The sequence below is a fragment of the Butyrivibrio sp. AE2015 genome, from assembly GCF_000420825.1.
Lineage (GTDB): Bacteria > Bacillota > Clostridia > Lachnospirales > Lachnospiraceae > Butyrivibrio.
The window spans coordinates 40,973-55,751 of the sequence record NZ_ATVR01000019.1 but is presented as its reverse complement, the minus strand read 5'-3'; the positions used below and the strand labels follow the sequence as shown (position 1 = coordinate 55,751).

8 protein-coding genes are annotated in these 14,779 nt (G+C 39.4%); all 8 read left to right on the top strand.

Translation table 11 applies throughout. From position 1 onward, the window contains the following. Positions 1-27: 27 nt before the first annotated feature. Positions 28-459: a hypothetical protein gene (locus G585_RS0110410; RefSeq protein WP_022774845.1), complete on the top strand. Its 432-nt coding sequence runs from the start codon at positions 28-30 to the stop codon at positions 457-459. Between the two features lie 17 nt (positions 460-476). Continuing rightward, complete coding sequence (locus G585_RS0110405; RefSeq protein WP_022774843.1) at positions 477-3,086, top strand: hypothetical protein; 2,610 nt, start codon at positions 477-479, stop codon at positions 3,084-3,086. 15 nt (positions 3,087-3,101) lie between these two features. Next, positions 3,102-3,650 carry a hypothetical protein gene (locus G585_RS0110400; protein ID WP_022774842.1) on the top strand — a complete coding sequence of 183 codons (549 nt, stop codon included), beginning with the start codon at positions 3,102-3,104 and terminating at the stop codon, positions 3,648-3,650. 27 nt (positions 3,651-3,677) lie between these two features. Further along, positions 3,678-6,539 (top strand): hypothetical protein, encoded by a 2,862-nt coding sequence (locus G585_RS0110395; protein ID WP_022774840.1) that lies wholly within the window; start codon positions 3,678-3,680, stop codon positions 6,537-6,539. Positions 6,540-6,553: 14 nt separating this feature from the next. After that, positions 6,554-7,465 carry a sensor histidine kinase gene (locus G585_RS0110390; protein WP_022774839.1) on the top strand — a complete coding sequence of 304 codons (912 nt, stop codon included), beginning with the start codon at positions 6,554-6,556 and terminating at the stop codon, positions 7,463-7,465. 8 nt (positions 7,466-7,473) lie between these two features. Then, on the top strand, positions 7,474-8,070 hold the full coding sequence (locus tag G585_RS0110385) for an SH3 domain-containing protein (RefSeq protein WP_022774838.1): 597 nt from the start codon (positions 7,474-7,476) through the stop codon (positions 8,068-8,070). A gap of 15 nt (positions 8,071-8,085) precedes the next feature. Further along, entirely contained in the window at positions 8,086-12,639 is a 4,554-nt protein-coding gene (locus G585_RS0110380) for a hypothetical protein (RefSeq protein ID WP_022774836.1), read from the top strand. A gap of 140 nt (positions 12,640-12,779) precedes the next feature. Further along, positions 12,780-14,768, top strand: a complete 1,989-nt coding sequence (locus tag G585_RS18975; RefSeq protein WP_022774835.1) for an AAA family ATPase — start codon at positions 12,780-12,782, stop codon at positions 14,766-14,768. Positions 14,769-14,779 lie beyond the last annotated feature (11 nt).

The window sequence follows — 14,779 nt, the reverse complement described above, 5'->3', positions numbered from 1 at the left end:
ATACTTATAATAGAGGATAACGCACATATGGTTACTGAGATCTATAAGCAGGATGTTAGGAAATTCATACACTTGGTTGATGACCGTATATGGAAAAAGGCGATTGAGAAAAAATACCATATGCTTGGAAGCATATGGGAAACAGAGATTGGCATGCTTCCGGCCGGAGTTATGATCTACGATATCATAGATCATCCAGAGCACGTAGGAAACTCTTTTATACACATTAAATGGGTATATGTTTCGGTTGCGGCTAAGAGGCCGGAAGCGGTTTACGATGATTTTTTTGAAGAAATTTATAAAGTTGCTGTTAGACGTAAGATAAAGCAAATATCAATAACTATTCCCAAAGTTAAGGAGTATAACTTTGAACTGTTGTCTTCTTATATTGGGAACAGAGGCTATATCTTAATGGAAGGCAGTTCAGGAAATGTAAATGCTATTCTGAAACTGCCCTAATGCAGGAGGCATGCTGAATGCTTGGTGGTGACGATCAAAACAGTTTAAATAAGTTCAAAGAAAATAATCAGAACATAGTTGCTCCAGAAAATCAGAATGTAGAACAAAAAGCCCAGAACGTTGAAATGCTTAATAAGGGCCTGTATTCTTATGCCGAAGGCAAAACAATAGACAAAATGAAAAAAAAGTTTGGCCTTGATTCGGAGTCGGGATCAGAGCATAAGGAAAACGAGCTAAAGCATGTAGTAAAGGTTCCAAAAGAAATTGCAGATGAGGATAATAGCAATGTGCAGGTAGCAGCAAATGCTATGCTTGCTAAAGAGGTGCTCACTGCACCAAAAGAGATAGAAAAAATAATACAAAAATTTAATGCCGATGGGTTTATTGACCTCATCTCTGATTGTAATGTCCTTATAGCAGACAAAAACAAGATAGACACAAATGTGCTTGCAGAGTTTAAAGAAGCAGCAGATGAGCTGGGTGCTGTTGCCAATAAATATATGAAAAATACTGCTGCAGCAACACCTGATGACTATGATGCCTTTGTAAAGGGGCTTATGCGCCTTTATGAGGCTGTTTCAGGATTTATTAGTGTGACCGGTTCAAAATCAAAAAATAGAGAAATGGCACAGAATATTTATAGCCATATTACCAGTATGCTTTTGGCAGCTGATGAAAATGAACTTGATGCCGTTGCTAAAGATAAATCTCCTGAAGGCGTAAAAAAAGCACAGCGTGCAAAAAAAGTACTTATCAATTTAAATGAAAACTATATCAGATTTACTAAAGAGCTTGCAGAGAATCCGTATGATACTCCTGAAGAAAAGCTTAATAGAAAACTGAGTCTTTTTAATTCCCACAAAGCATATTTTGATGACTTTTTAGCCGGGTATAAGGGTAAAATGCCGGCAGAAATAGAAAGTCTTTTGGCAGAAAGGAAAAGACTTTTCTGCGAACTTAAATTTATGGCTATGTGCACTGAAAAAAGCACGGCTTTAAAGAAAGAAGAAAAGAAATCTCTTTTTGATAATAAAAATGAAATAAAAGAAAGAAATGAAAAGCTTGATGAGGGCCTTACCAATGAACAGGAGAGAGCAGTTGCAGAAATCGACAGATGGCTCCTTAGAAATTATCAGAATGGTGGCATAGTAGGCGGTTTTAGAAATAAGGTAAAAAAGAACAGGTCAGAATTTATACTCAGCCTCTTATCCATGTCAAAGAGGGAGAGACTCTTTGTCTATTTCATGGTGGAGTCAAGAAAGCGTGTTAAGCCTGATGAAAAGGGCAATGACATGATATATTCTCAAAAGCATTATGTTCCTGATCTTGATAAGTTTAAGGGCAGGATGATAGCTTCAAAGTGGATCTTATCCAAGCGTTTTACAGGAGACTATGTTTATTGGGATAAGATTGACAAGGCTGTTTCTTTGCTTGGAAGCGAGAGTAACAAGAAGGTACTAAATGAGCAGTACCTTGATAAGAGTGTCGAAAAGGTCGATGTTGACGAGGATTATGAGCCGGTTAAAAAGGAAAGCTTTTTCAAAAGTAAGCGGGTAAGTACTGCAAAAAGTGAATCAAGGGAAACGAAACAAAAGGCTGCTTACATTAACCTTGTTGCAGATATCCTCAAAAAAAATAATATTTCCTTTGTTGAAAAGAGCGGAGTACAGTTTGGAAAAAGTATAGTGAATTCGGCGATTTACACTCCGTTTTCATTGTTTGGTCTTTTAGATAAGGTAGTGGAACAGTGTAAAAATGGTAAATACTCCGGTACGCCTGAGCTACTGAATGCCATTATTGACGTTTTGGTCTCGGGTGGTAGAACAGTTAATTCTGTTCTGTCATCTGTGAAGAGCATTGGAAATCAGATTGCTAAAGGCGGCTTTAAGAAGTTTAAATTTTTGGAAAAACTCGGCAAGGTTTTAGGTATTGTCGATGTCGGTAACAAATTATTGCAGGGCGGAGTATTAAAGTTTAGAAGTAGTAAGGCTACAAGTGCTGTAAAGGCTATAAAAAATAAATATAAGGATCAGCAAGGGGATGAGAATCTCACCAATGAGCAGAAAAAAGAGAAAAACTATGACCAGAAAATCGCAGAGCTAAGTAAAAAAGTAATGGGGTATAAAGCAAAGACTCTTGTTTGCGGATCAATAACTTCAGGTCTTGCTCTTGCATCATCTTTTCTTCCGGGGTTTGGAATACCGCTTGCAGCAGCAAGTGCTGTTTATGCAACAGTTACAAACATACTTGATGCTACAAGAGAGAATAGTATAGCGAAGTGGATTTTTGATAAATACTATGACATAGAAAACAGGTATAAAGAAATTGTCCAAAAATATAAGTATGGGCGTCCCGATGAATACAAACTAAAGAGAAGACTCAGGGAAAAGGTTGCGGCTGAAAACAAGTTCACATCAGTTCATTCGGCAGTTTCATCTATTGGAAAAGACTATGCCAGATTCATTATCGATAAGGTCTTTGACGGGACAGATATGAGCAGTCAGGAGAAAAAGCCTTATATAAATATCATTAAGGCATGTGGCCTTAAGATACACGAAGCAAAAAAAGATGGCGAAAAGAATAAGCCTACGGTAGAAACTTTGTCTAAAAAGATTATAGGAAAATAAATAGCGGAGGGCTAAATGGATAAAGAGAAAATCAGGCAGCAAAGAGAAAAGCTGTTACAAAGAGCAAACGAAGAGCTTAAAGATGAGCTTATACCATCTGTGCTAAAAGATAAAGAAGAATCCGGAATTGAGGATGGAGTACTTGCTATTCTTTTTGATGAACTTGGCTTAAATGATGATGAAGCCTTTGGAGAATTCTTTTTCTCACCGGTGATCACAGACGATGATGAAGTTCAGTATTTTAACTGTGTCATTGTGCTTACTCAGGACATTGACAGGGAAAAGCTCCCATTATTATATGAGGCATTTGCTTATATAAACTTTTACATTCCCTATGGCTCTTTTGCTATTGACGGAGATAATGAGAGCATAGTTTACAGATACACTCAGGCCCTTCCGATCAGGATGAAGGATGAAGACCTGTATGCGCAGATACAGATTGCAATGGGAAATGCTATTTCCATGGCAGACAGCAATATAAATCTTGTTCTTAGTCTTGAGGATGGGACTATGGATCTTGAAGATGTGAGGGATATTTTTATTTCAAGCGGCGACGAGGAATGATTTTTCTTTTTCTTATGAGGATAAAAAATGCCTGGATTTGGTGAAGATCAGGAAGATAAACAGGTAATTGATAATAATATAGAGAATGTTGAAGAAAATGAGCAGCAAGCCTCCCTGGAAAATGAGGAGGCTGATTTTGCTGGTCAGGAAAATGAAAATGAGAAACCTTCTGAGAAGGAAGGCTCTGCTGATGAAGCCAAAGAAAATAAAGTTGAAGTAGAAGCTCAGATTGAAGAGGACATTGAGGTAGACTCCGGCTTTAACCTTGATGCAGGTCAGATCATGGAGTCTGAACTAAAGGGAGAAAGTGAGCCTTTGGAGGTGGAGGACTTTAATACTGAAGGCAAGGATGGCGAAACACTAACCGCTGCAGCTAAAGGCATTTGTGAAGATATCAATGAAGAATCAGAAATCATAGATGATGTCAAAAATTCCGCCGAGTACAGCAGGAAAAAATCGATTCTTGAAGACAAGATACAGGAACATGAGAAAAATAGGAAAAAGCTAGAAGAGTGGGCTAAAGGGAAGGATGAAGATGAAGTTTCAAAAGGAATCTTTACTTACTACAAGGAGCAGATAAAACTTGATGATATATCAAAGGCTTTTGACACTCAGGCTGAGATAGAGGCCAAAAAGAGGCTTGCAACGAAAGACGCCCTTCTTGATTTTGAGGATGGGAGACTTAAAGAGGCACGGAGCGGTGATAGCGAAGTAATAAAAAAGCTCTTTGACTATGCCTATGATAATGGGATCAAGAACTTTGAAGAGGTAAGGCCCGATTTTACAACTTACTGCTATACCATTGCAAAGCCGCTGGTGGAAGGTAGAAAAGTAGAGGATGTATCTGATGAAAACATTATAAAACGAGAGAGAGAGAGGATAGACAGGGAGACCTTTGAGGGAAACGAGAGAATAAAACTATATGAGAAAAAGCTTGAAGAGCTCGGGATAGCAGATGACAAGCTTGATACTCCCAATAAGGATTTTGCCAGATTTTATAAGGATAATGGCGGTAGCCTGTTTTTTAAAGAAGCCATAATAAACGGCCTTGTTGATGTTGAAAAGATAATCGACATAGAGCTTTCGGAGCTGAAAAGGGACAGCGCTACAAAGAAAGCCTATGATATCTACCAGATGCTCTTAGAACAAAAAAAAGAGTATGAGACTTTGGAGGAACCGTACAAAAAGTCGAGCCTTGAAACTGCCAGAAAGCGGTTTTTTGGAACGGAAGGATTTAAGCTTTCGGATGTGGTCGCAGAGGCCTACAGAATGGCTAGTTCAGAGGAAATTATCGATTATGAGGAAAGAAAGGTCGATCGGATTGAGAATGACCTGTTTTCAGGCAAAAGAGTAGATGAACTTCTTGCAAGTATTGATTATACGGGAATCAGCCAGAAGGTCTTTTCACCTGATAATAATAAAAGAAAAGAAATAATAAAAAACAATGTTGAAATTGATACACTCATAAAATATGAGGATGAGCAGATAGCGTATTTTGAACGTGTCAGAGATGTAAAAGAGGAACAAAGACATCGCAGCAGACGAGGATATTTATCAGGCCTTTATAGTGATATTAAAAAGCTTGAAGAGGGTGAGATAAAAGATGCTGAGATAAATGCCTTAAGAGCAGATTACTTTAAGGGAGTTTTTGACTATAAGGGCGAGAATATGGGGGATCTGAAAATAGCCCCTATAAAGGACTTTTTGGATGCTGCTGTGGAGGGAAGATATATAGCTGATGATCAGCAGATATTGGAGGCTCTTAAGAAGGAAATAATAGATAGTCATTATTCCAAAGAGTTTATTTTTTCAGACAATCACGTTCTTATTTTGAAAAAGTTAAAAGACCTTAAGGCAAACGGAGCTTCAGAAGATGAGATTATGGACTTTTACAGAAAAGAAAGGGGTATGAATATCTCGCATTTTTCTAAAGATATAATGTGGGACAGATTAGATCTGAAAGCATTTATTTCTTTTGATGAAATGATCAATTTTACCAGGAGTAAGTTAAGAGACCTTTCAAAGCTGTCCTGGGCTACCCGCAAGAAAAAGGGAATTGGGGATAAGGAGATAGCAAATCATTTTGACAGGATAGAGGCTCTGGCAAAGCTCCGTGACAGTAAAGAATATACAGAGCTTCCCGAGGATGAACGCAGAAAGAGGCTTAAGGAGTTCTATATTGATGAGCTTAAAGCTGGTGGAGCTTTGAACAAATTTGTTAGTGATACCGACAATACGCAAGCTACTCCGAAAATGATAATGGATTATGAAAGAAGGCTTGTCCATGAGGAAAATGAGAAAAAGCTAAAAGAGTTTGAACTATTGGTGAGCGGAAGAAAAAGGGAGTATAAGGCCGCTGCTGAGGGGGATGATAATGTCTTTGTAATATGGGCAAAAGATGTATTCAGGAAGACTCATGGCGAGAAAGAGCTGCTAAAGATCGAGCCAAAGGATATAATCGATAACTTAACACCACTTGATATTCTGGAATATCAGTATGATTATTTCAAGGATGCAGGCTCTGAATACAGTAAGAGAGTAGCATTTCTTAAAGGCAGTAACATAACGCAGGAAAATGCCTATGAAGAATATGATAAAAAATTTGGAACCGGGGATTTCTTTAAGGCAAAGGCAGAGCAGCTCCAAAAGCTGAAGGTGTCTCTTTCAAAGGCGTATATGAAGAAAGGAACCTTTGGGCTTGATAAGCTCGTTAAGTTTGAACAGGACAGAGAAAATCTCTACAAAAAAGAACTGGAAGCACTCCCTGATAAAGAAATCGCAAGGAGTAAGGAAAGGTTACAGAAACTAAACAATAATTATGAAAAGATAAGAGCTGCCATAAGAAAGCTTGGTGAATCAGGTTCCAGTGAGGAAAAAAATAAATCATAAGGAGAAACTATCAGATGTTTACATGGGGTAACTTAAGCAGGGATCAGAAAATTCTACTAATTTCATCTTGTGTTTTATATGTACTTGTAATATTTGGCTTTTTTAATTTTGATCTTTACCTGATCATAGTTCTTTTTGTTCTGCACAGCATTTCGCTTATTCTTTTTACATATGTGTCACTAAGCACCAAAACGGATGAGGATGACCTTGATGATCTCAGACAGGAGATCGGAATAATGCGTGCTGAGAATGCACAGACTGTAAGGGACTGCGATGAGAAGGTTGCATCCATCAAAAAAGAGATGGATGATCTTGAGCTCTGTCTTGAGGATGAGAGAAACAAGAATAAGGAACTGTCTGATGCTCTTGAAAAGGAAAGAAATAATAAAGAACCTGAGAGAGTAAATAGTTTTAATGATGATGCTTTTTCATCACTCCTTCCTCCGGCAGCAGATGGAGAGGAAAACCGGGTAGTGGATATTATCGCCATTGCAAAAGAGACAGCTGAGGAGTTTAAAGAATCTGCCCGTCAGGCAGGACTTACAATAAATGTTGTGGCCACAGAAGAGACACTTGAGGTAAGAGCAAGTGCCAGACGCATTAAGATCATGTTCAAGAACATCATAGATAATTCTATAAAGTACATGCAAAAAGAGGGTACTTTAGTTATTACGATCTCAACTATAAATGACGATATATTTATAGTACTAAAAGACAGCGGAAATGGTCTTTCAGAAAATGAAACGAAGCATATATTTGAACTCAATTTCCAGGGAAGTAACAGGATAAGCGGAAATGGGCTTGGTCTAACTCAGGCAAAAGCGATTGTAGATTATTATGGTGGCAATATTTATGCAAGAAGCAGCCAGGGAAAGGGTATGGGCGTCTATATCCAGCTTCCTGCTGAAACTGCAAAAGAAGAATGAGGTAGGCTATGAAAAAAAATCAAAACTATTTAATATTCATGATTGTTTTTTATGTACTTGTTGCTTTTTTTGCATTTGCATTTCTTAGCAGGGACTTGTCTGTATTCAACAGAAAGTACGCAGATGAAGTCATAGAAGCCAAAGATACTGAGACAGTAGTTGGAAGAGTTGAAAAGGCCGAGGAAAGTACAAAAGAGGCTACAGCTGAAGTTGAAACCAAGACAGAAATTGAGGAAGTTGTAGCTGCAATTGAAGCTACCAGTCAGGCGCCTGTAGAGCCTGAGGCAGAGGCTGCAGAAAAACCTGCAAAAGAGCCCGAGCCAGAGCCTGCAACAGAAGCAGAAATTGTTTACTACTCCTATGTAACAAATAATACAGAATCAAATCTAAGAGTCAGGGAAGAACCTTCTTTAAATGCGAAGGTTCTCAAGAGGCTGTACCCGGGCTCCAAGGGGTATGTTCTTGAAAAAGGCGATGAGTGGTGCAAGGTTGTTGCATCAGGAGATACTATAGGTTATTGCTCGACAGAATTTTTAGACTTGGAGGAAATTGCAAAGGAAGACTTTCCGGCAGAGTATGTTGAACTTGTCACAAGCACCAGATGATCAGGAGGAGCTTTGATGAACAGAATTAATATGCTGAACAAGAAAGCTAAAAAAGCCTTAGCCATATGCATGGCCACAGCGCTTGCCTGCACGACTACAAGTATAGGGACATTTATAGCGGAGGCGGATGATCCATATGAGGATATGTATATTACTGACTTTGATACACTTCCGGAGTCAGTTGCATATCAGAAACTAATGGTTGGTTCATCTGAATCAGACATAGTTTTCCCAACATCACTTAGTGTTACTTTTTTATCTTTTGGTAAAAAAGATTCATCAAGTGGTGCTTCAAGTGCAGCATCAAGTGCGTCAAGTGAAGCTTCCAGTGCAGCATCAAGTGCATCTACAGAAAGTTCAAGTGCGGCAGGTTCTTCATCAAGTCAGGAAAGTACAGAAGGAACGAGCGAAAGCTCTTTAAACGGGGCATCAGCTGCAAGCGCTGCAGATAATAGCGGCGAAGTAACAAATAAAGAGGCAGCATCAGGTGAAGCAACAGTAAATGAAGATGCTGCAACATCAGGTAGTGACGTTGATAACACCGGATCTGATACAAATACTGAGACAACTGCAGGACCTGCTAGTAATTCTGAGACTCCTGTAAATGGTGCAGAAACTCCTGCTAATACAGAATCAGGTGATAATACAGAAACTCCCGCAAATACAGAGCCGGAGACGACCTTTGAAACTGAACAGGAAGTGCCTGCAGAGACGCAGCCTTCTTCTGAACCTGCACCTTCTACAGAGGAGGTTCCTTCGCAGCCTGAAAATGCAGAACCTGAAAATTCAGAACCTGAAAATACTGACGGCACAATAGTTGGAAGTGCCATTGAATCAATTAATAAAGTCAGAGCTATGTCCGTAGTTTATGCTATGGAAGATGAAGATGACTTAGAAGAACTATCAGAGGGAACAAGGGCAATACTTGAAGATATAACCTGGACTTTGGATGAGAGCGCAAGTTCTCACAATCAGTTCCTTTCTTTTAAAGAAAATGTGGGCGATTATTACACTTATGTGCCAGTTCTTGATGAATACGAGATTTCAGAAAATGCAGTTCTTCCTCGCATCAGGGTAACTATTATCACTGATGAAACTGAAGAAGAAAAGCTGTACCCATTTAATGAGAGTGTGACAATTGACGGAATCACAATTTCAGTATCAGCTCCTGAGGGAGTATTCCCTGAGGGCGCTTATCTTGAAGTATCAGCCCTTGGCGGAAGAGATGACCTTGAGTATATAGAGGGCGAGCTTTCAGGACGAATTTCTGAAGATAAGGAAATTGAGGATCTGATATCTTTTGATATAACGATATTTAATGAAGATGGAGAAAAAATAGAACCTGATACAAGTTATGGAGATGTAAGTGTTACATTCTCTCAGCTTGGTATGGCCCAGGGTGTTTCAGAAGATGAAAATGCTGAGCTTAAGGTGTTTCATTTTAGCGATGACAGCGGCAGTGTAGATGAAGTTGGAGCTGATGTAAATGGCGATACAGTAGAATTTACAACAAGCAGTTTTTCTACTTATACCATAATCAAGATCACGGATTCAAAAACAAATGCGGAAATAGATATCTCTGTTACAGGAAATGACTCCATTTATGACGGCCTTGAGCACACTCTTGTAACAATAGGAGATTATGACGCTAGTAAGATCACTATTTCAGATTTTGCTATAAAATATACTGACACTTCAGGTAAGACAACATCTACAACTTCCCAGAGTATTCCAAAGGGCATAGCAGCCGGGCAATATGATATTACTATCAATTGCAAGGACAGCGCAGGTAAGACCTCTGCCAATGTAGTTACAGCCAATATTGTGGCAAAGAGTATCTCTACGACTACAATGGAGCTTACACCCTCTGATGGAAGCAATCAGTTCTTTAAGTATAATAACGGAAACGAAGTAAAGCCTAAAGTAACTGTTACAGACTACATTGACGGCACAGAATATGTTTTAAAAGAGGGAACAGATTATACTGTAGCTTTTTCTAATAACAAGGAGAAAAAGCTCTCTACCGATACTGATGCGCCCAAGGTAGTAGTTACTGGTAAGGGCAATTATACAGGTTCTCTATCGCAGACTTTTTCGATAGGTGATGAGATAGCAGCAAGCGAGATCCTTGTAACAGCCTGTGACGCTGAGTATACAGGAGCATCAATACCTCTTGTTACATTAAATGGAACTTACCCTTCGGGAAATATCACAGCTGTAAAGTACTCAGTTGAAAAAGAAGCAGAAACTGATACAATTCCTGAAGCCATTAATGCGGATATATATGAAGTTAAGGTAAGATTCTGCGGTAAGGAAGGGTATTGCGACTATGTAAAGACACTTAACTGCCGGATCAGGCCCAAGGACATATCAGGTATGACGGTAGTACTTGTAGAGTCATCTGAATCTACAAAGCCTTTAGAGGAATATGCCTACACAGGGTCCCCGGTTGAGCCTATTGCCAAGGTGACTGATGGGACAACTGAGCTTTCATCAGGAATCGACTATATCATTTCCTATGAAAACAACACTGCAGTTGCTAAAAAGACTGCTGCCAAGGCGCCTACTGTAGTAGTGACAGGTAAGGGCAACTATACAGGAGTTATCAAAACGAAATTCTCAATTGTTGGAAGCAGCGGCGATATCACTGTTATGTATAACAGCAGCACTACCAAGAAAGACTGGTACACCGGTGACGTAGTAGTAACAGTTCCAGGGTATAACTTATCTACCGCATTTGATGGTGCCTTCCAGCCTAAATACACCATAACAGGCGAAGGTATGGTAATAGGTGCGGGGCTATATCTAAAGAATACTTTGACAGGTGAGGTTCTTTCATCGCCTATAACAGCCACCGTCAACATAGACAGGACTGCTCCTAAAGGAAAAGTTGTTGTCGGTGACCATACATCAACAGAAATCAATACTTCCACAGAAATTGCTTTCTATACAAGAGAAAGAAAAGAAATCAGTATTTCATCTGAGGATGTTTTGTCAGGCATTTCAATAGTTGAATACTTTACTTCTCCAAAGCTTTTGTCAGATTCTTCTGATATAGAAAGCCAAGGTAAAAATAAGTGGATTAAATATAACGACAGCAGTAAACCTAAGCTATCTGACAACGATGCAAGCTTTGTATGTGTCAGAATGCAGGATGTTGCAGGAAATATCAGCTATATTTCTACAAAAGGTATTATTCATGATACCCAGGGACCGACCATTAAGACTATGGCGGTGGTACAGGATGGTGATATTGCTCATATCAAGGTTGTTGCAGAGGATAAACTAAGCGGTGTTTCCAAGTACTATCTGATCCAGTATGAAACAACAGCAGCTCCCACAGATAAGCCCAAGGCAAGCGCTGTAAGAGAAGGGTATTCATCTGAAAAGGGAGAGTTTGATATCCCTGCTTCCAGCACCAAGAATTATATTTACTATGCTGTGGCTGAGGACAAGGTTGAAAATCTTGGAGAAGTATATAAAAAGGGTAAGAATGGCAGCGGTGCCAGTACTGCCTCATCAAAACCAAACAGTGCTGCTACATCTCTTGCAGCAACTCCAAATGGTATAGCAGGAGGTGGCGCATCAGGTTCAGGCGCAGGCGGAAGCTCGCAGGGCTCTAAGACTTCTGGAAATAAGAACAGCAGTAAGGAAAAATCTTCAGGATCGTCAGATAGCGGAAAGCTCGACCTTAGTCAGATTGAGATAAAACGTGATCCTTATATATATGATGCCACAGGCAATGTCCATATCGGAGAGGAGCTTACCAGCACCTGGCCTTCAATTTCATCTGAAGTTAAAAGAGCTGATGAAGGTGCAACAATTTCTATAGATATGAGGGGAACAAGCAATGTCCCTGCTACATTTATCTCAAATCTTCAGAATAAGGATGTGGATGTTATCCTTAGGATGTCGGACGACTATAGATGGACCATTAATGGAACAAGTGTTACAGAAATAGAAAGTGATGGAGTTGACCTTAGAGTTACAGCCAATTCCAGAAATATCCCATCCAGCCTTATCAGCCAGATGGCAGACAGCTATCCGCACTATGAATTTAATGTAGCCCATGATGGTGAGTTTGGGTTTACCGCAAGACTTACAATGAATGTAAATAAGGTAAATGCAGGTCTTTACGGAAATCTGTATTATTATGATCCTTCTAAGGGAGAACTTAATCTTGTAGATAGCTGCAAGGTTGATAATAACGGAGATGTATCCTATGAGCTGGGACATGCCTCTGACTATACAGTAATAGTAAAACCAACTGTAGCAGGAGCAATAGGTGATCCACAGGAACTTGGAATAGCAGGCACTATAGAAGACTACACCAATGTTCCCACAACCAGGAGCACAGGACTTCTTTCTGCAGGCAAGAAGTTTGAGGGAATAAGAAACTGGCTTATTGCGATTACTCTTATAAGCATAGCACTTGGTGCATCAATTCTCTTTATTCCGGCAATGCAGGATGAGAATTTCAGGTTCACAGACCTTTTTCTAAATACTGCTAAAAGATTAAATTTTAATAAACAAAAAAAGGACCCTTGGGATCAAATGCTGGATGAATAGCAGAGTACAAGCGATTTTCAGGCAAGGCGCGCATTAAAATGATGCGCGCCTTGTTTATGCTATGACAAACATAAAAACGCTTAATTATGATAAAATATATATGTGATTTTGCATTAAAAAACGGTATCGAGGGCATATTCTTGGAACAAAAAACAGACGACTGGCGAGGATTTGTGCTTGACCTGATATCTTTTGCCAATGGAGGGGTAGACAATCGAAAAAATAGGGATTCGCTTCGAACTTGTTTTGACAGTCTCTACGAAAACAGTAAAGACCTGGGACTGTCAAAGATAAGTTTTTTTGCGCTTATTTTCTATGTCTGTAAAGACCTCTATGAGTCGGTAGACAATGCCTTGTCCAAAAAATCCTTATCATATAGAGACATTTGCCTTTATGCCGGATTTATCTTCCCAGAGAACTCTTTTGTATGCGAACTCCTATCGGAAAACAGCCTTATTAATGAAGTGTTTATGGAGCCGATTAAGGAATCGGAAGGACTCTCACTGTCGGCACCAATGAAACTCGAAAGTGGGATAGAGAGCTTTATATGTGAAAAAATGATACCTCTTGGTGAGGCAGAACTTTGTTGCATAGAAGAATCCTATGAGGATCTTTTGAGCATTGATCTTGAAATGCTTTCCCATAAAGAAGAGCTCTTTAAAGCCTGGTCTGTTGTGCAGATGCTTGGTTTTCGCAGGGAAAAAGGAATCATTTTCTTTGAAGGTACAAAAGGCATTGGAAAGAGATTCGCAGTAAGGCTTCTTGCCTTCCAGATGAAAAAAGGCCTTTTGACACTAAACCTTAAAAAATATCTGGCACAAAAGGAACAGATAAGGCAAAAGATACTAAAGAGAATTCTTCAGAAAGCATTTCTTGAAAAATATCAGATATATATAGACTGTAATAGCGAAAATCCAGATGATCAGGGAGTTTTAAGGGCTCTTACCCAGATGATCTCTTACATGCAAAATAAAGCAGATATCCTTATGGCAGGATGTGAAAAGAAAATTCAGAGAAGTATTTCTGATCTTGAGTCCTATGTGATCAGCCTTCCCGGACTTGACGAGACAGAGCAGATTGCCATGTATAAATATTTTGCTCAAAGCGAAGATATTTATTTTGCTGATGACGTGGATTTTGACAAGATTACCTCGAAGTACAGGTTAAATTCCGGTCAGATAAAAGAAGTTTTAGTTAATTGCGTTAAAGATGTGATAAGCAAAAATGATGCCGAGGAATCTTTTGAGGACGGATTTATTGTTGAGAGACAGGTCCTTGAAAAGAATATCAGAAGCGCCTGCAATGTATCTTTTAACGGCCTTGCGACCAGACTTGAAAGTGCATATACCTTTGAAGATATAGCCCTTCCGGATGAATCCTTAAACAAGCTAAAAGAGGTGATAGACAGGGGTATATATAGAAACACGGTTCTTGATAAGTATGGTTTTTCCAAAAAGCTTCCCTATGGAAGGGGTCTCGTACTTGCACTCTATGGGCCACCTGGCACCGGAAAGACCATGGCTGCCAATGTTCTTGCCAATGAACTTGGGCTTGATATATACAGAATAGACCTCTCGCAGATAAGCAGTAAATATGTGGGAGAGAGCGAAAAGAATCTTGGGGCAGTGTTTGAAGCCGCAAAAGATTCAAATGTGGTTCTTTTCTTTGATGAGGCAGATGCCCTGTTTGCCAAGAGGACAGAAGTTTCATCCTCTAATGATAAATACTCTAACTCAGAGACGGCTTTTCTTTTGCAGAAGATGGAGGAATATGAAGGAATTTCGATCCTTGCAACCAATGTAATGCAGAACTTTGATAATGCATTCAAGCGAAGGATAACCTATATCATAAGTATCGAAGCTCCTCAGGAAAAAGACAGACTCCTTATGTGGAAGAAGGTATTTCCAAAAGAAGTTAAGTTGTCTAAAGACGTTAAGTTTGAAGTATATGCAAGATACGCAGATATGCCGGGAAGCAGTATAAAATCTGCTGCCTTATCTGCAGCTTACAAAGCGGCCGCAGGAGATGGAATCATAAAGCATGAGGACCTGTGCAGCGCTATTGATGAGGAATACAAGAAAACCGGTCATACCAGTATTCTTAGAGAACTATTATATGGGACTTTGTAAATAGGAAAAAA